We start from the raw sequence: 23,847 nt of genomic DNA, 5'->3' as shown, positions 1-23,847 counted from the left end.
ATGCCGGCAGGTTCAGAAAAATCTAATCAAAACTCGTTACTGAGTAAGTGGCTTAATAGGGAAAAAAAGACTGACGCCCCGAAAGGCATTCAGCCGCGTCCGGAAGGCATCAAGGCGCCGCTTTCTTTGGGACAACAACGCTTGCTTTTTTTGCAGCAGCTTTACCCCGAAAATCCCTTTTACCATTATGCCGACGCTTACAAGTTAAAAGGAAAACTGAATGTTGAACATTTAGTAAAGAGTTTTGAATTTGCCGCTCAGCGACATGATATTTTGCGAACAAAAGTTGTATTTGAAAATGGACGGCCTTTTCAACAAGTAAATGATAAGCCGCTTTTTGAAATTTCTGAACATGATTTGAGGGGCATGCCCGAATCAGATCTTGAAAATGTTTACCGGGATTTAGCTATTAAAGAAGCGAGGAAATCTTTAGAGTCGCCCGATGGATATTTGACAAGAATTTCGATTTTGCGGCTGAAGCAAGATGAGTTTCTGGTTGTTTTGACGTTGCACCATATCATCATGGACAAGTGGTCAATGCAACTCCTGCAGAACGAAGTTGCCGGATATTATCGGAAACTGGCCAACGGCGAGGAAGTGAATTTTTCGCCTTTGGAAATTCAGTATGCGGACTACGCATACTCGCAAGGTTTAAAAAAGCCAAACGCTGAAAACCTTGCCTATTGGAAGAACAAATTGCAAGACAGCTTAACTTTTCTTGAGTTGCCGACAGATTTTCCAAGACCTTACCGACCGACATTCCGCGGAGCCTATTCCACCCAAAAATTTTCGATCGAACTTTCAAACAAGCTAAAAAACTTTTGCCGGGAAAAAAACAAAACGCTCTATACAGTGGTCCTTACGGCATTCAAGATTTTACTAAAACGCTATACAGGCGAAACCGATATTCTCGTCGGTTCGCCTTTTACAAACAGAGATGAGATCGCTCTCGAAAATCTTATAGGTTTTTTCGACGACACGCTGGTTTTGCGTTCTGATTTATCAAATGATCCGACGTTCATTGAATTGTTGGAAAATGTCTGGACAACGACACAAGCCGCCTTTGCTCATAAGAATATGCCGTTTGAAGTGCTTGTGAAATCTTTGAAACCTGAACGCTATCTAAATCATAATCCACTTTTCCAGGTAATGTTTATCTACCATAACGTTCCTGAAATGCCTGACTTTGGAAAAGATTTAGTCATCGGGCACGAGCCTTTTGATTTCGGCGTGACAAAATTTGATCTAACACTTTTCATTGCAGAAAAGGCGGGTGAAATCACTGCGATTTTTGAGTATTCAAAAGATCTGTTCGTTGAAGAAACAATCGAACGAATGCATGGTCATTTGAGAAAGCTGCTCGAAGAAATAGTCGAAAACTCAAACCGACCGATTTCGGAATTAGCCATGATCACTGATCATGAATTGAAATTATTTTCCGAATGGAACGATACGAATACTGAAACACCAAAAGTGAATTCAGTAATTGAATTGTTTAACGAACAAGTCGCATCAGGACCTCAAAAACCTGCATTATCATTTCAAAAAGAGAAAATAACTTACGGGGAACTAAACCGGCAGGCAAATTCCGTGGCCAATTATCTCCTGAAATCAAATCCGGATAAACGTCAGCCAATCGGGTTATTGGCTGAACCTTCGATCGATATGGTCGTCGGAATCCTGGGTGTTTTAAAAGCGGGACGGGCCTATTTACCGCTCGATGCCCAGTACCCTAAAAAACGTCTTGATTTTGTTCTCAAAGATTCGTCCGCTACCGTTGTGCTGACTCAGAAACATCTTTTGTCTTTACTTTCAGATCATTCGGTCAGTTTGCGAACCATTGATGAAATCATCGCTTCCGAAAGTTCAGAAGAGCCGATCCTGCCTAACGCAATTGACGGAGAAGACTTAGCCTATGTGCTTTATACTTCAGGCAGCACAGGACAACCGAAAGGCGTTTGCGTGACTCATAAAAACCTTACTAATTCGACGACGTCTCGTTTTGATTTTTATCCGAATCAGCCCCTAAGCTTCCTCTTAATGTCATCATTTTCCTTCGATAGTTCAGTGGCTGGAATTTTTTGGACGCTACTGGCGGGTGGAAAATTGGTATTGGCAGAACGCCGGACGGAGCAGGATTTGAATAGTCTTAGCGAAATTTTCATCAGCGAAGAAATAACCCACACGCTCCTTTTACCAACGCTTTACCAAACGTTGATTAAAAATCTTCCGAAGCAGGTATTCGATACCTTCAAGACGATCATTGTCGCCGGGGAAACTTGTCCGAAAGCTTTATGTAATGAACATTTTAAGTTGTTGCCGGATGTTGAGCTTTACAACGAATATGGTCCGACTGAAGCCACGGTTTGGGCAACCGTCTACAAAACCACTCCCACAGAATCGGAACTAAACGTGCCGATCGGAAAACCGATTTCCAACTGTCAAATTTATATTTTAGACGAAAATCAAAATCGTGTTCCGATCGGTGTTTCGGGGGAGCTATTCATTGGTGGAAAAGGCGTGGCGAAAGGGTATCTTAACAATCCGGAGCTAACAAACAAATACTTTATTCAAAACACTTTCAATCCTGAATCTTCGGACAAATTATATAGAACTGGTGATTTATGCCGGTATAGATCCGACGGAACGATCGAGTTTATAGGACGAATAGATAATCAGGTAAAGATTCGCGGCTACCGGGTCGAACTCGGAGAAATACAGGAAGCCATTAAGCAGAATGATAAAGTCCGGGAGGTCGTTGTAAAACTCGAAACCGTACAAAAAACTGCGGCCGGGCATGAAAAAATGGCGGAAAGTTTATTAACTCATTTAAAGAAAATGAGTTTTGAAGAGGCGGATGAAATGCTGAAGACTGTTGAGAAACTATCAGACCGGGAGATAGAGTTTATGATAAATTAAGTGAAGCAGTTTAAAGTTGCATTATGACGAAAAAAATTAAAAGAACAGAAAATTTCGAAATTGTTCTCGAGATAAAAACCGAGGATTTTATTCGTCCGCCCCGGGATGCACAGCGAAATGCTTTATTAAATAATGCTTTAACTGAATTCAGCGACAACCTTCAGGCACTGGATAAATTAGCGGTACGATTCGTACCTGGGAAACTTCAGCTCGCTTTAGAAGACCGAACACAAAAAATTCTTTCCGATGAAGAGATAATGGAAGAATGGCAGATTCCGCTGATGCAGGCAATGGCAGAAGTTGTAACGGAATCACACGGTGATATATTAGAAATCGGTTTTGGTTACGGCGTTTCGGCAACTTTAATTCAGGAGCAAAGCGTGCTCTCGCATACAATAATCGAATGTAACGACTCTGTGGTTGAAAGATTTTTCGAATGGAAAGAGTTGTTTAAAGAAAACAAAATAAACCTCGTGCATGGTTTATGGCAGGATACGATCGATGACCTGGGGCTCTTTGACGGGATTTTTTTTCATACATATCCCCTCAATGAAGAAGAGTATATGAAATACGTTCATGGGAGAGCGACTTTCGCCGAACATTTTTTTGAAGCGGCGGCCAAACATTTGCGTCCCGGTGGTGGTCTTACTTATTTCTCAAATGAAATCGATTCACTGGGTCGCGGTCATCAACGTGCTCTTTTTAAACACTTTTCGTCTGTTTCGCTAAAGGTGATCAATTTGGAACTTCCTGATGATATAAACGATACGTGGTGGGCGGACTCCATGGTAATTGTAAAAGCCGTCAAGTAATTATGAGTGACTTTCAAGAAAGAATTAACCGGCTTTCCAGGCAGCAAATGCTTTTGCTTGCAAGGCAGATCGGCGCTGATAATACAACGAATACGAGTGGACAAAGCAATTCAACTCAATGCATCGCTGCCTATCTGGTGGCGGATGGACCAATCGAAACAAATGACTTGCGCCAGGGCTTGAAGGACAAACTGCCCGAATATATGATTCCGTCTAAATTCGTTCAATTAGACGAATTGCCCAGATTACCAAATGGCAAGATTGACCTGAATTCACTGAAATTGCCGGTTGAAGAAAAGTCTTCATTTTCTAAAACAGGTGTTTCCACTCCAAAAACTAAAGTTGAAATACAACTCGTCGAAATATGGGAAGAAGTTTTAGGCTTTCGTCCTATCGGAGTTCACGATAATTTTTTTGAGATCGGGGGTGATTCAATTTTGAGTATTCAGATCGTCGCAAAAGCAAGGCAGAAAGAGATATTTCTAGCCCCTAATCAAATGTTCGAAAATCAGACAATTTCCGAATTGGCTTTATTTGCTAAAACGGAGAACAGAAATATAACCGAAGAAAAAATTGTTGGCAATGTTCCTTTGTTGCCAATTCAACATTGGTTTTTCGAAGAACATAAAAACGCTCCGCACCATTGGAACCAGGCGATGATCTTTGATGTTCCTGGAAATCTAAATACGGACATACTTCAAAAGAGCATTGAATACCTGGTTAAACATCACGATGCTTTGCGGCTGCGTTTTGAAAAAACAGAAGGAAGCTGGGATGCGTTTGTTACCAAACATCCAGAAGTTAATGCATTCAGTTCGATCGATCTAACCGGTTCTTCAACCCTTGAAATGGATTCCACGATCGAAGCGAAATCAGCCGAATTACAAACAAATCAAGACCTCTCTAAATCCGGACTGTTTAAGACATTATTCGTTAAATGCGGGCTGGGTTATCAAAGTAAGATGCTCTTAATCGCGCATCATTTAGTGGTTGATAATATTTCCTGGCAAATTTTGGTGTCGGATTTGGAATCGATTTACGTCCAATTAAGTAGAGATGAAGAAATTGTTTTATTTTCAAAAACAACTTCCTACCCTAAATGGGGCAATCACCTGATCGAACTTTCAAAATCAAGCGGATTCGACGACGAAATTGAATTTTGGAAAGAGCAAAATTATTCCGGGCAAATTCCAACCGATATCGATTCTCATTTGCCGATAGTTGAAAAAAGCATTAAAACCCTGGCTCTGGAAATTGATTCGGCGGCAACGGAAAAGTTGCTCAGAAATTCAAATGAAGCTTATCATACAAAGACAGAAGAGCTATTAATTGCCGCTTTGATGTTGGGTTTTGAAAAATGGGCTAATATCAAGAGTCTCTGTTTAGGATTAGAAAAACACGGTCGAAAATACAATGAAGTTGATTTAACCAATACTGTTGGTTGGTTCACGACCTATTTTCCAGTGTCGCTGAAAATTGAAGATGGCACAAGCCTTAAATCGAGCATCATTTCCATCAAGGAAAAACTGCGAAGCATTCCGAATGAAGGGATTGGATTTGGAGTTCTGCGCTACTTGAAAAAACTGGATGGACTAACGCAAAAGCCGCAGGTTATTTTTAACTTTTTGGGCAATCAAACATTGTATGATTCCGATGTATTAGGCAAAGGTAAATTCATCTCGAAGGGCGTTCGGTCCCCGAGGAGCGAACGACATCACTTGCTGGAAATAAATGCATTCATCCAGGAAGGGCGCTTGAATTTACTATTTAGTTTTAGCGAAGAATTTCATAAACCGGAAGCCATTCAAAATTTAGTCGGACTTTTCGAATCTACGCTTCGCCGGTTGATTGAGCATTGCTCGAGTCAGGAAGCGAGTGAGTACTCTCCTTCCGATTTTCCGGAAGCGGATTTGAGTCAGGATGATTTCGATACTTTATTAAACCAGATTAATTAAAATGCAGGTAGCTAAAGCGAAGGTTGAAGCCATGTACCCGCTGAATTTTCTTCAGCAAGCCTTGCTTTTTCACAGCTTACAGGAAGGTGTTGACCAGGGATTTTTGCGGGTGAAATGTGTTCTGAAAGGAAAGATAGATATTGAAGCCTTTCAAAACGCCTGGCGACAGACGATCCAAAGACATGAGGTTTTACGAACTTCTGTGCATTGGGAAAACATGGAAAAGCCTGTCCAGGTAGTCCATAAAGAAGTCCTGTTTCCTTTTACTTTCCATGACTGGTCGGAAAATTCAGAGTCTGAACAAAAAACGAAATTCGACGAACTAACAAATTCCGATGCGTCAGCATCATTAAACTTAACCAAAGCACCTGTCCTGCGAATTTTATTGATCAGGTTGCCCGCAGATAAACACATTTTGCTATGGTATTGTCATCATATCCTGGTGGATGGCTGGTCTGCTTCAATTATTTTGCAGGACCTGCTGGCATTTTATGATGCGTATTCTTCAGGCGAAATTGCAGCCAGTTTACCCGCCGTTCCTTCATACAAATCTTATTTAAGCTGGATAAAAAACCAGGACCAGGGTAAGTCGAAAACTTTTTGGACCGAAGTATTGAAAGACTTTGAAAGACCGACCCTGGTCGGCAATCGGACACAGTCTCAAAAGAGCTTAGTAAATAATTTTCAAACCAAATCTCTGAAACTCTCGCAAGACGAAAGCCAAAAATTGCGAGACTTTTCTCAAAAAAATCAAATAACCTTAAACACGCTGATTCAAGGGGTTTGGGCGATCCTGTTAAGCAAGTGCGTAGAACGTGAGGACATTGCATTCGGCACAATCGTTTCGGGACGTTCTATAGATTTGCCAAACGCAGCGCTGATGGCGGGCATGTACATGAATGTTTTGCCTTTACGGATCAGGTTGAATGACAGTGAAAAGTTTTCGGATTGGTTGAAGTCCCTGCAATTCCACCAGGCGAAACTACGGGCGTTCGAATATTGTAATATGGACGAGGTTATGAATTCAAGCAGTTCAGCGGGCGGCAATTTGTTGTTTGACAGTGTGGTTGTTTTTGAAAACATGCCTTTAGAAAATATTCGCGGCGGTGGCGTTTTGATTGAAAATTTTGAAAGCGGCCTGACAAGCAATTATGCACTCACTTTAGCCGTCAGTCCGCTCAGGGAAATCAAAGCTCATCTTAAATACGATTCTTCCGTTGTTTCCGAACAACAAATTAGTTGGTTCATTAACAATCTATCGGATTTATTTGCAGTTATCCTCGAAAACAAATCAGATTCTTTAAGGGAGATAAGAAACATCATGACTCCTTTAGAGACAAACAAAACGCTTAAACAATTTGAAAACTCAGATAATACCGCTAATCGCAACTATCTTGCTCCAAGGAGTGAGGCCGAGCTAATGTTAGTCGGTATTTGGGAGAGCATGTTGAATTTACAACCGATCGGCGTTAACGAAGATTTTTTTGACCTGGGCGGAACTTCAATAATTGCAATCAGGCTTTTTACGGAAATTGAAAAGCGCTTTCAAAAAAAGTTACAGCCTATCAGCCTTCTCAATCACAGAACAGTTGAAGCGCTCTCAAAATTTATTGCTGAAGAAAATAAAGAAGCAAAATTTTCGTCGCTCGTTCCTTTGCGGGCAAGCGGATCTAAACGGCCTGTTTTTTGTTTGCATGCCGGTGGAGGACATGTGTTTTTTTACAAAGACCTGGCAAAGCATTTAGGCTCTGATCAACCAGTTTATGCATTGCAAAGACTTGGTGTCGACGACATCACACAGGCCGCCCAGGATATTGAGTCGACAGCCTCGTACTACCTGGGAGAGATTCGCAAAGTGCAACCAAGAGGTCCATACTCACTGCTTGCCTATTGTTTCAGCATCTCAATTTGCTGGGAAATGGTCAGGCAACTACAAGAAGCCGGGGATTCCACTTCTATCATCGCGATGATAGATTCGTCGCCACCATTGCAGGTTAAGAAACGAACAAATACTGATCGGCTTAATGGAATTATAACCAGGGCAAAGGCATTGGATTTTAGTTTTATCAAAACGATTTGGAAGGGCCGCGTCAAACAACCAATAAGAGAGAGATGGATTTCTTTGGTAAGTGACAAACAAGCCATCCAGCTTCAGAAAAAGCTGAAAACCCTCACTTTAATAGGTGCAGCTTATATCTGGAAACCCCTTCCTGTAAAAATCACTTTAATCCGTAGTGCGCCATTTCTTTCAAATGAACGCAAAAACGAAAAGTTCAGTAAATGGAATGACCTGGCTCTCAACGGTGTCGACACCTACGTGGTGGATGGTCATCATCGCAATTTATTTAACGAACCCGAAGTGCAACAGCTTGCCGTTCAATTAAGGGAATGTCTTGATAAAGCTAATAATCTTGATAAAGCCAATAAATGATGTGGTTAAACCCGCCGGACAACCTAATTTTAAGCGAGAACGAAATACACATTTGGCGCGCTGACTTAGAACTTGATGAATACTTTCAAAGCTCATTCCTAAAACTTTTATCTCCCGATGAAAAGAACCGGGCTGAAAAATTCCGTTTCGCCAAAGACAGCCGGAATTTTATCGCTGCCCGGGGAATGTTGCGCTCATTCATCGGGAAATATCTAGAAATAAACCCGGCAGAAATTTCCTTTCAATACAGCAACTTCGGCAAACCAGGTATCGCCAATAACAATTCTTTGCAGTTTAATATTTCGCATTCACAAAACATTGCACTGTTTGCTTTCGCAAGAACGTTCAATATTGGCATCGATGTCGAATTTGTGAACCCCAATATTGAAGCTAAAGACATTGCCACAAATTTTTTTTCGACAAATGAAATACGGAATCTGCTTGCGTTACCTGCGGAACAGCAGACGCTCGGTTTTTTTAATTGTTGGACACGGAAAGAGGCTTTTATAAAAGCAGTCGGGGAAGGACTTTCGTTTCCTTTGGACAAATTTGAAGTTTCTTTGGAACCGGACAAGCCCGCAAAATTGCTTGCGACCCATTGGGAGCCGGAAGCTGTTTCAAAATGGTCCCTTTATTCAATGTTACCTGCGACCGACTTCGTTGGATGTTTAGCAATTGAGGGTTTACCTGAAGAAGTAAAATTCTGGAACTGGCAAGTGAGTTAGTTAGCTAGTTCATCTCCTATCCTCCGAAGCAAACTTATCTTCTGCGATATGAAATCGGCCACTGCCGGTCAATGTGACTGCCACGCAGATCACCGAAATAAATGAGAGTAATATCAATCCGACGGGGTACCTGGGTTTTCCGAAGAGGAGATTTCAGCTTCCAGACCAACTATTTACGACTTATTTACAATGTTTACATTTTTATTTACAGTGCAGATGCCGTGAGCCGCACGGAGCAAAGTAGTTTTGTTGAATCCAAATGTTTTCTCCCACTCTTCTTGCTTTTCAAGATTCCGAAACCGATTGTTCAATTAAAATTATGAAAAGGAAAAGATTATCTGTGTTTGTTCTGGCCATTCTCCTGGCATTATTTATATTAAATTCTTTTGTGCTAAAAGTAAAGGATGCGGACAAAGTAATTAGAAATAAAGAAGGGCTTTCAAACGCAGTTTTCAAATCTAAAGACGGCGGACAAACCTGGCAAGACATCAGCAAAGGGCTGCCTGATAATTTGCTTAAAGATGGTATCCGGGGTGATAGCATCTTTGCAAATGATAAAGGGCTGTCTTTAAGGGTTGGAAGTGAACTCTATCACAATACACCAAACGCCACAGCTCCTTTTTGGACCAAAGAGATTTTGCCTGACAGCCAGCCCCGAGACTTCGTGGAACATAGCAGCATTGCGCCCACTAAGTCCGGGATAGTTGCCTACAATCGCTGGGCTTTAAACTTGAAAAGACCAAACGGAACGAGTGTATGGTCGATATTCGAAAATCCTCAGGAGCCAGGGATACACATCACTTTTGAGACTGCCGGAGGTACAATTTTCATCGGTACCAGCAGAGGCTTTTTTAAAACTACTAACGATGGAAAAACCTGGAAACATGTCCGTGAGGGAGGCTTGGTAGGGCATTTGGCAGAGTCGAATGGCTTACTGCTGGCAATCAGTATGAGAAAGATAATAAGATCGACCGACAATGGCGAAAACTGGGTAGTGACGACTAGTGAGGACAGTGTGGCTTTCGATGTAAAACCGATCAAAGGTGGATTCATTGCTATCACTGCCAGTTCAGAGTCAGGTACCAGGAGACTAAGCAGATCCTACGACAGTGGTAAGACCTGGCAGCGCATTGATGCCGGTCCTCACAACAAAGAGTTTATTGATTCAGTAGGGCGGACCTGGGAGAATCGCCCCCGTGTACATCCATACATATCTTCTATTAACAAGATTGGTGAAAACCTCTTTTGTGCTCATCCCCACGGCATTTTCAGATCATCTGACAAGGGAAAAAAATGGAAATTATTACTTCCTTCTATCGACGGTAAGATCTTCAATTTATTTGTTTCAGGCAACGTGATCTATGCCATACCCAGCAAGGGAGGATGTTGAAAAGTTCCTCACGGACTTTAAAGGCGCAGCCGGTCGTTAAATAATTAAAAGCTATTCCAGATTATTGGGGTACCGGAAGCGTAGGACAAATAAAGCTGTTGGGGGCTGGCTTTTGTAGAAATGGTTTGATCAGCCTGCCCCCCGCAGCTTATTTGCATTTGAGCAGGTCCTATAGAACATTCGTTAGAAAAATAATGTAAAACTTGCCCTTGCAAAAAATGGTGTACCGGGTGTAAAATGTATTTCTGAAACCGGTGCTGGTTCGTTTTGCAACCTGCTTTCTGTATCAAATTGTGTTTCTTTCCATTTTACATCAAACAGGTTTTGAATCGCTATGCCCGCCTCCCATCTTTTCTTTGTATAGTTGATTGTTGCATCCGTTACAAAGTATCCTTTTGCAACAACACTATTGTCTTCATTCGCTGGTCTGTCATCCATGAAGCGATAACGTAAGCTGCCGTTTAAACCGTATTGTCTTCTATATGTTAATCCGCCTACACTTGTAAACCTTGGCGCTAATGGTAAATAACTTTCTGCTTTATCAACTCCTATTGCTCTTGGGTTTGCAAGACTTACATCCAGGTCGGCATATAGGTTTTTAGTTACTTCATATCTGACTGACAAATCATAGCCGTATCTTTTTGATTGCCCACCTGGTTCTACTACACCTTCATCGCCCACATAAACAAATTCCTGGTCGAGCCATAGATACCACAAAGCAGTTTGAAGTACTATTTTATTACCTACTTTAAAAATGGCTCCTAAGTCTGTACCATAAGCCGGCGGTAAAACTTTCCTTCCATCTTGTTGTACTGCTACTCTTGTATCATTGCTGTGAAACCCTCTTCCGTTATAGAGGTACAGTTGCACCTTGTCACTTGCCCTGTAGTTGAAATTTATTTTCGGACTAAGGATTGTTGAAGATGATGAAAGTTCCTTTGCTGCTAACTTATCATTGTACTTATTTGTAAAATAATCTGCTCTTAATGCTCCTGTAATATCCAGCTTTTTTGAAACAGAAAAACGTTGTGCCCAATAAGCACCTGCATTCATTTCATTAACATCCCCAAGCATAATGTCAGCTGTATTTACAGTTCTGTTCTTTGTCCGTGTTAGTTCTATATCATTTACATCATCGTATCTTAACTGAATCCCTGCCTTTGTTTCTGTTTTAATGCTGCCTAAGAAAAACTCCTTTTGATACGAGCCGTTGTAGCCGAAGATATTCCTGTCTTCTTTTTGCCGTATCTGGTCACCATTAACAGGGTCTTCTTTAAAGAAGGTGAAGTTTGAATAGAGTTCAAATTTGTACCTGCTATAGAATACCTGATTGCGGATTACTGAACCATTATCCAGGTTGGTTAATAATTCTATGTTTGCATTATACCGTGATGTTTTGCCTCCTTCTGTATTGTCGATTGCTCCATAAAATCCTACCAGCCCACTTTCTACGGCTCTGTCTGGTATCTGCCCTGACGCATTCCATTTGCTTGTAAATCCTGTTAAGGTTGTGGTTAAGGTGCTGTTATGGCTGATGCTGCCGTGATATTTTAAAGTGCCATTGAAGCGGGTAAAGTCCTGGGGGCTGTCAAAAAACCCTTTCGAATAAGAACCTTCACCGGCAAAGTATAAACTCTGGTTTCTTCTGTCACCTTTCTGCTTTATAAGATTGATAGCAGTTATGCCACGAAAGGTATTGAACTGTCCGCCTTCAACTTTTATGAAGTTGTTTTCCAAATAGTCTTTTGTTTTAAACTCCACAAAACCAGCTGTGGTAAAGTTTCCTTTATCAGCAAAGTATGGTCCTTTATTGAAGTTGACCTTCTCTATTAATTCAGGTATTACCCAATGCAAATCAGCATATCCCTGGCCGTGGGCATGAGAAACCATATTTACGGGAAGGCCGTCAACTGAAATGTTTATATCAGTGCCGTGGTCAATATCAAAACCTCGTAAAAAGATTTGTTCTGCTTTGCCACCACCGGCATGTTGCCCGATGAACAAACCAGGAACCATTCTTAATACCTCCTGCGAATTATTGATGGGTCGCAAATGAATGTCAATGTCGCTTATGGTTCTAAAAACACCTTTGTTTGCTGATGCTTTTACCTCTACTTCCGCCAAGCTGGAGACTTTAGTGTCCAGGTAAATAATTGATGGCTGTTCAGAGAGTAAAATGCTTGAAACGGCAATGGTTTTTGGTTCAAATCCGATGCTAGTAATAATTAGTTTAACAGCCGATGCAGGCAATGATCTAAAGCTTACAAAACCATTTTCGTCTGATGAGGCATTGAAAACCAAATCCTCGCTTTGTACTGTTGCATCCTGAATGGGTGCTTTTGAAGATGCGTTTATAATGTAAATCCCTTTATGGATGTTTCCGGCAGTTAATTTCTCACTATAGAAAACGACCAGGCACAAAATCAAAAAGTAATTGAACCTCTTTGTAAAAAAATACATGAGTGTGAAATGTTTGAGGTATACAAAATCAGATAGCCATTATTTGCAGTGCGAAAGCACCACTTTGGCTAAATGATTTAATGCTGAATAAATAAAGGAGGGTCACCGAATAATTAAAGCATAAGCAGTATGCTGCAATGATCACGACATAGCTGTTGTTGCTTCTATGCGTAAGGCATGCAAGAAATGCTTGTACTGTTAAATAATTAATTAAACGGAATTAACAACACTTTGGTGGAGGATAGTACTTGTCTAATGAAACAGTAGAAAAATTACAAATGTTCACTGCAAACTGTTGCTGGTGTATAGTTAGTCGCGAAATGCTGTAAAGGATTTCTACAACTATATGAACAGCTACAGGCTCAGAAGTTTTAGTTGTTGCCGGTTGCTTATCAGCATTTTCTTCGTGTTCTGCTTCCGCAATTTCTTCTTCGGCATGATGGTCACCGTGATGGTGGTGGACTGTGGCAAGGTGTTTAGCTTTCCAAAAAATATGGGCAAGGTCATCCTGTACTAATGGTAATATAGGCTTACACATGGCAAGTGTGTAAAGTAGTAGAAAATAATATGCAGCGATAGTTTTCACCCTAATCTACAAAATTAACTGAATTTTAATCATGGATGATAGGTAATTACGTAAAGCACGTAAAAATGGATTTTGATGTGTTAGAGTTCTGATTAGATGAAAGCAATTATGGTGTTCTCGTCTCAATGAAAGTCTGCCGTTTGTGGGCGATTGCAGCTCTTTTGCAGGTTGTCTTTGAGTCAGGATTTGTTTGCCTGCAAATGTGCTGCAATGGGTGGAGGGTTGTTTGGGACTACGAATATAGTAACTGCTTAAAGCAGCAGGGTGTCACGTTAATTATGACGGCATCTTTCTAAAGAGACCAGGTAATGATGATGTACAAATTCTTAAACTGGAAACACTAATGTTTCATAAATTGTCCCATGAGCAACACACTATTTTTGATTTATATCGCTGGAGCAATTCTCGGCTTTGTGATTCTATTTAATGTAATTAAAGCGCGATACGACCGTGGAGAAATTACTTTCGATGTTTACCAGGCGGAATGGAAGAAACTCAGTTAGTTGAACGTAATTCCGACCCTAAACAAAAACCTTAACCCCATCTATAATGAAAAAGACATGTAATCTTATTTTGCTGGTTTCTTTTTGCTCGACACTATTTTCTTTTGATTCGCTCACGAAAGCTTCAATATTAGATGAGGGAATATTAATGGATTCAGTGCCAAAAGTGAAAGAACCGGAAATGGTATTAGTCGAAGGAGGAAGCTATATGATGGGCCAAACAAGCGATAGCAAGGGACAAGGATTGGGAAATACTGACCGAACCCGGCAAGTAACCGTCAGCACTTTTAGTATCGGAAAGTATGAAATTACTCAGGCGGAATGGAAACCGGTAATGGGTGATAGCCTTAATTTTTCACTTCATCAGGGTTGTGATAGTTGTCCGGTAGAGGAAGTTAGCTGGAATGAAATTCAGTCTTTCATTCGGAAATTAAATGCAGCGACAGGCAAACGTTACCAGCTTCCAACTGAGGCACAATGGGAATTTGCAGCACGCGGTGGAAAGAACAGCAAGAAGTATAAATATGCCGGCAGTGATAATGTTGACGAAGTTGTCACTTCTCAGCGCCTGTTTGTGGGCCAGGCACACCCTGTCGATAAGAATCACCCCAACGAACTAGGGATTTACAATATGTCTGGAAATGTTGCCGAGTGGTGCCGGGATTTCTTTAATCCAGATGCTTTGCCTGGCGCTAACACAGACCCCGAAGGGCCTTCAACTGGATATGGTCACGTCATCCGGGGCGGTAGTTGGGGCGGACATCCTACCGATTACCACACTACCAGTGGAAGTATGGGTTATGCAAACGATAGAAGTGCTCGTGTGGGTTTCCGGCTTGCATTACCCTGATAAAGCTAAATACAAGAAGATATTTACTTCAAAAGAATTGAAAGAAGATTATTTAATTTATAGAGAAGCGCTCGAAACAACAAATCCCATTTTGTATAGATTTACTGACAGTTTAAATATAACCAGGTATTTATCCAATCAGTATGAAAGTGAGATGCATTAGGTTTGAATCCAGACGCGGTCACGCTTTAAGAAGTCTCGTCGAAAGATGGGGCTTTTTTTTATGTTATCAACCGAGCTCGTACAGTTGGTTATTGTCTTCTAACATCCCGTCAGCAGTGTATGCAAATAATTCATTCCACCGGTTCAGCGTAAATGTAACAGCAATATAAATTGGGGTCTGGTATATCGGGGTCTTTGGTATCATCGATGGTAATTGTTCTTGCAGCAATTACTTCAGGGCCTTTTGCATGATCCGGCCGGTGTTGCACAGCAAACTACTTTTCCACACAGAAGCCTGCTTTCAGTTATCTATTTAATTATGAGATGAGCCATGTGTTATCGGATTATTGGATGTTCAGCCCTTGCAAAAGATCCGATCCGACCTCGACCTTTGGAGCAAATGAAGATCCGCTCGCGTATTGTAAAAACCGGTCAAACAAGTGGATCGCTTCCGGGTGTTCGTTATCTAAGTGATCCCTGAAACGCAGACTGGTGACGAGCAGACTGCCCCTGCCGACCTTCGCTTCGAACGCATATCCAACGCGGGACAGATCCTTACTTTTACTGAGAAACCCGGCCTTGGTGCGAATGCCGCCGATAATGGGAGTAAGCGTTGCGGGCCATTTATCCAGAGAAAAAGGTGTTGCACCATCCATAAGTGTGTAGAGCTGCCAATCAGCGAATCCCTCATGTGGAAAGCCCTCCAGCGAGGGATGATTTAATATTACTGTGCCGAGCGCACCACCCTGCGCAGGCAGAAAACTTACAGCGCCGTTTTTGGCGTTTTTTGGCGGCTCAGCCATTAACCATACCCTTCCTCCTGCATCCAGGTGTTGCAAGGCATTTTCGTCGAGCCTGGAAGTTACCAGCAGGCCCCCACCGGCCGGAGTGGTTTTCTCCTGCACGAAGGAGTACTGCCTTTTCATGCCGGGCCATATTGTATCAGCGTACAAGGGCAACTTCGGGCGTTGGAGTAATTTACTCCGCGGAAATGTCCAAAAGGACCATCTGTTACTGTGCGCGCCATCTACTTCAACAATCAGCTCCACTTTGCGGGCTTCCGGTGACGGCATTGGCGGCAGCGTAATCCGCGTAACGGGGCCCACGATACCCATAGGCTGGCTCACTTTTGTAGTTCCGGATGCTAACGTTTTGCTGTTTGACACGACCTTCCATGAGAGGGTAACGTCCTGCAAATTTTTGTCGCCGTAGTTTGACAAACTCACCTCCACCTGGCGCACCGAATCGTTCCAGAATGTGTAATTGTCGATAGTCGTTGTAAGCAGTGGAATTACCGCGTTGTTAAGCATCTGGCCCTGCTGCGGTGAAATGTTTTTTGGGTTCCAGAAGTAATCAAACCAGCCCTCTTCCCAGGAGTCGCCCTCGCCGGTGCCACCCGGAAAGTCCACTATCAGCCAATAGTGATAACCCATGAAATCCTGCCGGTGACGTACACGTTCGATCTGGTATTTTCGCCCCATCTGTTGCAGGCGTTGAGAATTACGGACATACTCGGTATATCTGTTTGTAAGGCCCTGATCAGCTACCCAATTCTTTTTAGCATGCAGCCAACCCGGAAGAACAACACCCGTGAATTTGTCGATCAACGAGATGTCGGGTAACGAGCAATAATAATCTCCGAACTCGTGCTTTATTGATGGATGACTGGGGATACCGTTACCGTAGCGGCTAACCATGTCCGTTGGTTGCATAAAAAAGCCGTCATTGGAAAGTATAAGTCCATCCGGGTGTAATGATTTCGCGAACCGGTAAAAGCTGTCCACGACCTTAAGAAAGTCCTTACGCTCTGCTTCCGTCTTAAGCCAATTCAGGTTAAATTCGTTTCCGAAGGCCAATGACAGGAGCGAAGGGTGATTCCTGTAGGCCATTAGTATATCACGCAGCTCGTTCCGCAGAAACGCCCGGTGCGGTAACACGTATTGTGTGTAGGCGGCTGGTAGTTCTGCCATTACGAGGAGCCCCACCTCGTCGGCGGCCTGGAAAAAATCCTCTGATGGGGTCATTGAATGAAAACGCACTGTGTTGAATCCGAAATCGCGCGCCCGTCGCAAGCGTTGGAGGTACGTTTCCCGAGAGCCTGGTGGAAAGCCGGTAAGCACCTCGATGTTGTCATCGCCATAGCCGCGCAGGTACAGCGGTTTGCCATTCAGCAACAGTACATTTCCGCGGGTGACCAGTTCGCGCATGCCGAACCGTTCCTGGGTGCGATCGATCTCACGACCTTTTTCAAGCAAGCCCACTGTGGCTGTATAGAGATTCGGTTGATCAGGCGACCATAATTGCATGTTCTTAATGGGCACCGTCATTTTAACCTCGGCTCGTTCGCCCGCCGCAAGCTTCAATGACATTTGTTGCTTCGTGTCACTACTGACCTTAACGTCCAGTTCTCCGGTGAACGTACCTGTTCGTTGATTTTTGACGGTTACTATGAATGAAGCCGTCTTGCGTTCAATGTCGCTTTTCACATAGACGTGCTCGATGAATATCGCATTGGTGGCGCGAAGCTCAACGTTGCCGTATATCCCGCCCCAATTGCCAATGTAGTTCAGCATACCCGTCGGGCGGGCAGGCAGCTGCTTGTCGGGACTCTCCAACGGAACCGCACCCGGGTTGGCAATGCGAAGCGCGATGACGTTTTCTTTACCAGGAATCAGTGCTTTGCTAACATCAAATGAGAACGGAGCGCTAAATCCACTGTGTTCACCAATCTGTTGCCCATTGACGAACAGAGCCGTCTCCAGGTGGGCACCGCCAATGCGAAGGGTAATGACCTTGCCGCGCCAAGTGGATGGGATAGACACCTTTCGCCGATACCAGGCCGCTCCTGTGTAGTCGTGCCGGAGCATGCCATTCGGCTCGCCTGCACCTTGCGCCTGCCAGGCACCGGGAACAGCAATTGTTCGATCGAAGGGGACGCCAGCTGCAGGCCAGCCAAATGCGACACCTTGTTCCCTGGGGTCCAACTTAAAATCCCAATCACCGTTAAGCCCAACGTGTTCCCTCTGAGCGAGCGTAGCAACTGGATGGATACTCAATGCGAGTATGGTCGCAATTACTGCCGGCACCAAACGACTGGCACTTATGAAAAACAGCATCATAACAGGATTGCCCGTTTTACGCTGGGTACCTGCGCTTCGATTATCCATCTCCGGTATAGACGCCTGTACAAGGCCGGGTGTAATATTTTTAATTATCTTATTCGGGCAGTTCCTAAGCATAGTATTATAGTCTTCTTACGAAACTATACTTTGTTCCGACCGTCTTTGTAAACGATTTTGACCATTCACTTATCTATTCCGATCGTTTAAGATCGATAATTGGTACAGCTTTTTTTACATCAGGAAATCTTATAGATAAAAGAGAAACTCAAAAGTTTAAACAACCTACAGCCAACTTCTAAACTAAGTTCAAACTACTGTGGGCTGTCAGGCTAAACTTTGTTTGTTTAAGATCCCCAGGAATTGGTTTTTCTAATTCCCCAAAAAATGCCCATGATATCGAAAGATGGCATTTTTTGTGTTATCGCCATCCCAACCCTGGTGCTACATGGTTTATGATCGAAGAAAGAACGTGCACATTGTAATCGACACCCAAAGTATTCGGTATCGTCAAAAGCACTGTATCTGCTTCTTTGATCGCTTCATCCTGCGCAAGTTCTTTGATGAGCTGATCCGGCTCTGCAGCGTAACTTCTTCCAAAAATCGCCTGCCTGTTCATTTCTATTGATCCGATCTGATCTTTGCTGTTGGCATCCCTACCAAAATAAAGTCTGTCCTTATCATTGACCAAAGCAAAAATTGAACGGCTCACTGAAACTCTTGGTTCATTTTTGTGTCCTGCCTTTTTCCAGGCTTCTTTGAATAACCTGATTTGTTCGGCCTGCTGAATATGAAACGGCTTTCCGCTTTCATCAAATTTCAATGTCGAACTTTGCAGGTGCATCCCGTTTTCCGCGGCCCATATTGCAGTTGCATTAGAAGCTGCGCCCCACCAGATGCGGTCAGCCAATCCCTCTGAAAATGGTTCTATTCGTAAAAGGCCAGGTGGATTTGGAAACATCGGATGTGGATTCGGTGCTGCGAAACCCACCCCTCTCAGTTTATCGAGAAACTGAAGCGCCTTCACACGACCCATATCGGCATCCGTTTCATCCTTTTGCAGCCCGTAACCGAAGTGTTTCCATCCTTCAATAACCTGTTCAGGCGATCCCCTGCTGATACCAAGTTGCAGCCTGCCGCGCGAGATCAGATCTGCAGCACCGGCATCTTCCACCATGTATAAGGGATTTTCATAGCGCATATCAATTACCCCTGTGCCTATTTCTATTTTGCTTGTTTTGATTCCGATAGCTGACAATAATGGAAATGGGGAAGCAAGTTGCCGGGCAAAGTGATGAACACGAAAATATGCGCCATCGATGCCGATTTCCTCTGCCGCGACTGCCAGGTCGATAGACTGAAGCAAGGTATCGCTGGCTGTCCTGGTGGCATATGCCGGATTATTTGACCAGTGACCAAATGATAAAAATCCTATCTTTTTCATGTAAGCCTTGTAAAATTGCGTTTGTGTTTGTCTGGATAGTATAACTATCATGAGGAACAATTGTTCACGGGTTACCTTTTACGGGACTAGTGAATGCCAGAACCACTGAACATCTTTCATGGCATAATAACTTCACAAGGAATGAAGTTAGTGAATACAAACCCGTAATGGACTTTCACCATCGGGTTTATCGCAATGCATAGCTAAACAGAACAAAAGCCCGGGTAGAAACCCGGGCCGTACCTAAACTAACTGCCTGCATGAAAAAAAGTTAAGGGTGTTTTTTTACACCCCATGATTGACTCCCGGATTTAACCGGAATAAATCTGATTATTAAGTTTATAAAATTTTATAAGTTTATTCAGTTTATTAAAGAGCTGATTGATAAATCAAAATTACACCACAATGGTTCTGCCAGGTATATGCCATGTTGCAATGCATATAATTATTGAATCAATTATATTAGTTAACCTTAAATAAATCGTAACCGGGCCAGGAAATAACTCCAGGCAGCGAGTTCCAGAATATATTATCCAGATCGCTGCCATAGTTCGCATCGAAATTCCGGGTATTTACAACGACCCCGAAACTGAAATTGCCAACGTTCGCAGGGTTCATTAACTGTGTTAAAAATGCCTGGTCAGAAGACGTTCCCGGCAAACTCCCCTGGTGTTCATAACCGCCATTATCCGAATAAACGCACCATCCGCTTGCATAGCCGTCACTGACAGGTGTGGTAGCGGTCATAATATTGAAAGCTGCAGGAGAAATAATATCCTGGACCGGATTCAACTGGTCGATATGAGTCATAAATTTCACAAGATCAACTGAGCTGGCTATCCAACCTGCACATCCATCTGCCCTGCTTATATTAAGACCATAAGGGCTTTGACTTTCCTGGATGTAATAAACTGCTTCATTGTTTAAACGATTCGCAAGTGTATTCCCGGCAATAGCCATGTCTGAAATTCCGGATGGGGTTAAAACGAGATCCTGGACCGCCTGCGCATAGGGTTGACCGGTAATTTTTTCGATTACCCGCGCGAGCAGGAAGAATCCGAAATTGGAATATTCAAAATTGGTGTTGGGCAAAGTATCCAGGGGAACATTGTCTAAAGTCCATGTGATTAATTCCTGGTTATTCATAGATAGCTTGCTGAACATCGGATCATTATAGCTATTAGATGCGTTTCCACCAGTGCTCCATCCACCAGATGTATGATGCAACAGGTCACTGACTGTTATGTCGGTTACTCCCCTGCCATAAGCCTTTTTACCATAAGTGGTCCCTAGTATAGCGCCCGCGCCGAAAATTTTATCCGTCATTTGAATTTTTCCCTGGTCTATTAGTTTCATAATGGTTACAGCTGTGAACTGTTTTGAATCACTTGCCAACCTGAATAAAGTGGATGGTGTGACTGGCTGTTGAGTGGCTGAGTCAGCAATGCCATAACCTTTTGAATAAACGAGCCGGTCATCCTTTGTGATTGAAATACTCAACCCCGGCACATTATATTTTTTCATGAACTCCATCACGTTATTGTCAATGGCCGTTATATCGGTGATAACTGTGACCATAAAGTTTTGTACGCTCCCGTCCGGGTTGCTTATTGAATATGTTACTGGTTTAGTGAAATCAACTGCAGTAATTCCGCTCTGTTGGACCACTCCATTTACAGTTGCGCCGGCTCCGGCAGAAAGTGTGAAGCTTGGCTTTAATACGTTAACAACTGTTCCGGGTGGTAAAAATACAGTTACAGCAGTACCGTTTATGGTACCCGTTGAACTCACCGGAATACTATTATTGGATTGCTGAAAGGAAAAACTGGTAATTGCACCATTTGATCCAGCCGGGTTGGAATTCGGATCTGTTTTGGTGCAGGCAGTTATCAAAAGCATCAGTGAACCAATATAGAAATAGAAAAACTTATGAAATGGAAAGAGGGATTTCAACTGCATACAAAATGTGTTTTTGTTAAGATGCAAAGCTATCCAGCCCGATTCCCGGCAACCATACCGATTGCTGCATAAATTGTAATTATTGTTTCAGTCAACTTTTTGCCATAGCGCTTTTCAACACCAAAAAGACAAATTGATGACTGACCGAAGTCCATCCATCAATTTGCTAAGGCTGCTTATCATGCGAAAGGAGCTAATCTGGCAGCATCATTTTTGAAGTTACCAGCAGCTATAAATTCTGTTGCACATGTTTATAACTATTGTATCACAACCCCCCTGAGGCGCAATTTTGAATAAGTCTGATCATTTTTAAAAAGTGCTCATAGCAAACTTCACACTCATTGATGCTTATCCTGTTCAGGATTTGAACCTGCGCTTCTAAATCAATAGTCCTCGTTGCAAACGAGGACTATTAAAGTGAAATGGTGGGCGTTAGTAAATCCTCCGGAAATACTTTTTACCAGTGAACCTGGGTTCGGCTACGCTAACGAAGTTGCAGGAATTAGACTCCCTGGTTCCCTGGTACGCACTGTTAATAACCATAAGGCGAAGACGAGACATGGTTGATCTCCCACACCTCTCCGGCGAGGCTAACCACGTAAGCCTTGTTGCCGATGAACTCCATAGAAGTGGGTTGGTTCAGGCCGTCTTTGATGACGCCGAAGGTGTCATCCGGTTTGAGCAACAGGAGCGCGCCGGTATTCGGCAGCGCCGGTGCCCCTTCAAAGGGCCCATCCCAGATGCCCTGTGCGAGGGCATAGAGATTATTCCCGGGGCCAAATTCCACGTCGACGAATAATCCAACCTCCAACCCGGCGGCCGAGGCCAGTTCCCTGGGGGTCGGGGCCTTTGGTGAAAGAGAGATGAGCTTGGCTTGCTCAGGCTCGTGTGGAATGGGACCGGCCTGGGTGAGATAGATCGCGTTGTCTCTCACCGCCAGCCCGGTTGGCACAACATCCGCGAAGGCGACCACCTCACTGATGTTACCATCGAGCTTGACATAAAGTACGCGGTTATGGTGCCCGTCAGTGACGATGAAACCATCCTTATAAGGTTCGAACGCGTACTGGAAGCCGGTTGGCACGAAGAAGGCCGGTACCGGGGGATGGGCAATCGACCAAGCGCCGATATCCGCCATGATGGTAAAGCTACCGGGGCCGTCAACACGGTAAATGCCAACGATATCTTTACCATCGAGATCCGGTGCAACACCGGTAACCAGCGCATATGCAGTCTTGCCACGGAAGGCGACATCGACCACTCCACTACCGATGTAGAACGGATCTGGGACGCGCTTCGGTAACCCGGTGGTGAAGGGCGTGTAGTCGCCGGTCTTCGGGTCTACCCGCCAGATGGTGCCGTCGAGTGGTGCGGTGACGTACAACGCCTTGTCAGGGCCGACGGTACTACCCTGGAGCTCCTTCAGGCCCGTAACCAACAGTTTTGCGGATAGTGGAACATCATGGGGGATGTCGCCTTTTTTGCAACCCGGGACAACTATGGCAAAGCAAAAGGCCAGTAGCATAAAATTTCGGCTGTCGACGATAAACTTCTTCATTGTTTTTCGTTTTAATTGGTTAAAAAATGATTCCTGAGATTCAGAAGTCAGCGTTGGGTAAATGAAATTTGAATAATAAAAACTTTAAGAGATGAAAATATTATACAAGGGTATGCAGACCGACTTATGTTAATATTTCATAAGGGCAGTGAAGCGTGGTAATCAATGTAGTGCTGTTATGATAGGAAGCTTATCAGGATAGGGTATTGTTTTCAACCCGGAAAGTTTTTAGCTTCCTTCTGTATCTGCAACTTTTGATAATTGCAAATAATCCTAATTGTCGTTGCAGAAATGAGGAAGCAAAGTAAAATTGAATCTCGCGTTGCAGTCCACACCACGAGTAGTAGTAGTAATAGTAAGTTAATTATAAAATACTATATATGGCTAAATCGTTCTATAATAATCTCACGACGTTCCAGGTGTTCAGGCAATTTCATCTGTCCCGGAGGATCCTTCTTTGAGTCTGTGATTTCTGCAGAGTTTTGGTATAGCTAATCTTTTTAGCATCCATGATACTATTCTGTGTTACTATTTCTGCTTCAATATCAAATGCCAGTTGTGACGGAATGCTGGGAGTTGGAACAAAACGTCCATGCCTGGAACCGAAAATCATTTGTTGCAATTGATTCAATTGTTGCTCTAGTGAATTAAGTTTAAATCTCAGGTTCGCATTTTCCTCCTCCAGAAGAGCTTTCTGCAATGTAAAATTTTGTAGTTAGTATCAATCTTGAGCGCAGAATTCAGGAAATACAGCTAACGCTCAGTAACACAAATTCTGTTGGCCAGAGAGATGCTATCATTAGACGAATTGGTCAGACGATTGTTTATTATAAGTAAACCTCTAACCAGAACCACGACTGAATTTCAAAATGTGCCGGTTACATTTGTCGTTAACTAAAAAAATGATCGATGGACGACCAAGAACCGCAACACCGGCCACCCAGGCGCAACAAACAGCAATTACTTGAATTGAT

The 23,847-nt window shown here is 43.2% G+C and carries 15 protein-coding genes; 8 read left to right on the top strand and 7 right to left on the bottom strand.

Annotation, left to right across the window (positions count from 1 at the left end):
* The 6 genes from VK664_RS29260 (at position 1) to VK664_RS29235 (ending at position 10,232) form a co-directional block, all read left to right on the top strand.
* Entirely contained in the window at positions 1–2,919 is a 2,919-nt protein-coding gene (locus VK664_RS29260) for a non-ribosomal peptide synthetase (RefSeq protein WP_461402292.1), read from the top strand.
* A 23-nt stretch (positions 2,920–2,942) separates the two neighbouring features.
* A complete protein-coding gene (locus tag VK664_RS29255; protein ID WP_461402291.1) occupies positions 2,943–3,731 on the top strand; it encodes a class I SAM-dependent methyltransferase in 789 nt (262 codons plus the stop codon).
* A gap of 2 nt (positions 3,732–3,733) precedes the next feature.
* On the top strand, positions 3,734–5,686 hold the full coding sequence (locus VK664_RS29250; RefSeq protein ID WP_461402290.1) for a condensation domain-containing protein: 1,953 nt from the start codon (positions 3,734–3,736) through the stop codon (positions 5,684–5,686).
* Between the two features lies 1 nt (position 5,687).
* Entirely contained in the window at positions 5,688–8,117 is a 2,430-nt protein-coding gene (locus VK664_RS29245; protein WP_461402289.1) for a condensation domain-containing protein, read from the top strand.
* Positions 8,114–8,842 (top strand): 4'-phosphopantetheinyl transferase family protein, encoded by a 729-nt coding sequence (locus VK664_RS29240; protein ID WP_461402288.1) that lies wholly within the window; start codon positions 8,114–8,116, stop codon positions 8,840–8,842. Before VK664_RS29245 ends, VK664_RS29240 begins: the two co-directional genes overlap by 4 nt.
* A gap of 319 nt (positions 8,843–9,161) precedes the next feature.
* Positions 9,162–10,232, top strand: a complete 1,071-nt coding sequence (locus VK664_RS29235) for a WD40/YVTN/BNR-like repeat-containing protein (protein WP_461402287.1) — start codon at positions 9,162–9,164, stop codon at positions 10,230–10,232.
* 183 nt (positions 10,233–10,415) lie between these two features.
* Here the strand turns inward: VK664_RS29235 and VK664_RS29230 are convergent, their stop codons facing one another.
* On the bottom strand, positions 10,416–12,692 hold the full coding sequence (locus VK664_RS29230; RefSeq protein ID WP_461402286.1) for a TonB-dependent receptor: 2,277 nt from the start codon (positions 12,690–12,692) through the stop codon (positions 10,416–10,418).
* Between the two features lie 220 nt (positions 12,693–12,912).
* Positions 12,913–13,278, bottom strand: a complete 366-nt coding sequence (locus tag VK664_RS29225; protein WP_461402285.1) for a hypothetical protein — start codon at positions 13,276–13,278, stop codon at positions 12,913–12,915.
* Positions 13,279–13,640: 362 nt separating this feature from the next.
* Between VK664_RS29225 and VK664_RS29220 the strand changes: the two genes are divergently transcribed.
* Both VK664_RS29220 and VK664_RS29215 read left to right on the top strand, forming a co-directional pair.
* Positions 13,641–13,781, top strand: a complete 141-nt coding sequence (locus tag VK664_RS29220; protein WP_461402284.1) for a hypothetical protein — start codon at positions 13,641–13,643, stop codon at positions 13,779–13,781.
* Between the two features lie 46 nt (positions 13,782–13,827).
* Positions 13,828–14,631 (top strand): formylglycine-generating enzyme family protein, encoded by an 804-nt coding sequence (locus tag VK664_RS29215; RefSeq protein ID WP_461402283.1) that lies wholly within the window; start codon positions 13,828–13,830, stop codon positions 14,629–14,631.
* 506 nt (positions 14,632–15,137) lie between these two features.
* On the opposite strand, the gene VK664_RS29210 is transcribed toward VK664_RS29215, so the two are convergent.
* The 5 genes from VK664_RS29210 to VK664_RS29190 form a co-directional block, all read right to left on the bottom strand.
* Complete coding sequence (locus tag VK664_RS29210; protein WP_461402282.1) at positions 15,138–17,912, bottom strand: glycoside hydrolase family 2 protein; 2,775 nt, start codon at positions 17,910–17,912, stop codon at positions 15,138–15,140.
* A gap of 421 nt (positions 17,913–18,333) precedes the next feature.
* On the bottom strand, positions 18,334–19,356 hold the full coding sequence (locus VK664_RS29205; protein ID WP_461402281.1) for an LLM class flavin-dependent oxidoreductase: 1,023 nt from the start codon (positions 19,354–19,356) through the stop codon (positions 18,334–18,336).
* 462 nt (positions 19,357–19,818) lie between these two features.
* A complete protein-coding gene (locus VK664_RS29200; protein WP_461402280.1) occupies positions 19,819–21,315 on the bottom strand; it encodes a serine hydrolase domain-containing protein in 1,497 nt (498 codons plus the stop codon).
* Between the two features lie 532 nt (positions 21,316–21,847).
* The gene (locus VK664_RS29195) at positions 21,848–22,873 is read right to left on the bottom strand and encodes a ScyD/ScyE family protein (protein WP_461402279.1); all 1,026 of its coding nucleotides are present in this window, start codon (positions 22,871–22,873) and stop codon (positions 21,848–21,850) included.
* 433 nt (positions 22,874–23,306) lie between these two features.
* A complete protein-coding gene (locus tag VK664_RS29190) occupies positions 23,307–23,573 on the bottom strand; it encodes a hypothetical protein (protein WP_461402278.1) in 267 nt (88 codons plus the stop codon).
* Positions 23,574–23,847 lie beyond the last annotated feature (274 nt).

Source organism: Flavitalea sp., assembly GCF_035489435.1.
Classification (GTDB): Bacteria; Bacteroidota; Bacteroidia; order Chitinophagales; family Chitinophagaceae; genus DATHKG01.
This window is presented reverse-complemented; position numbering and strand designations above follow the sequence as displayed.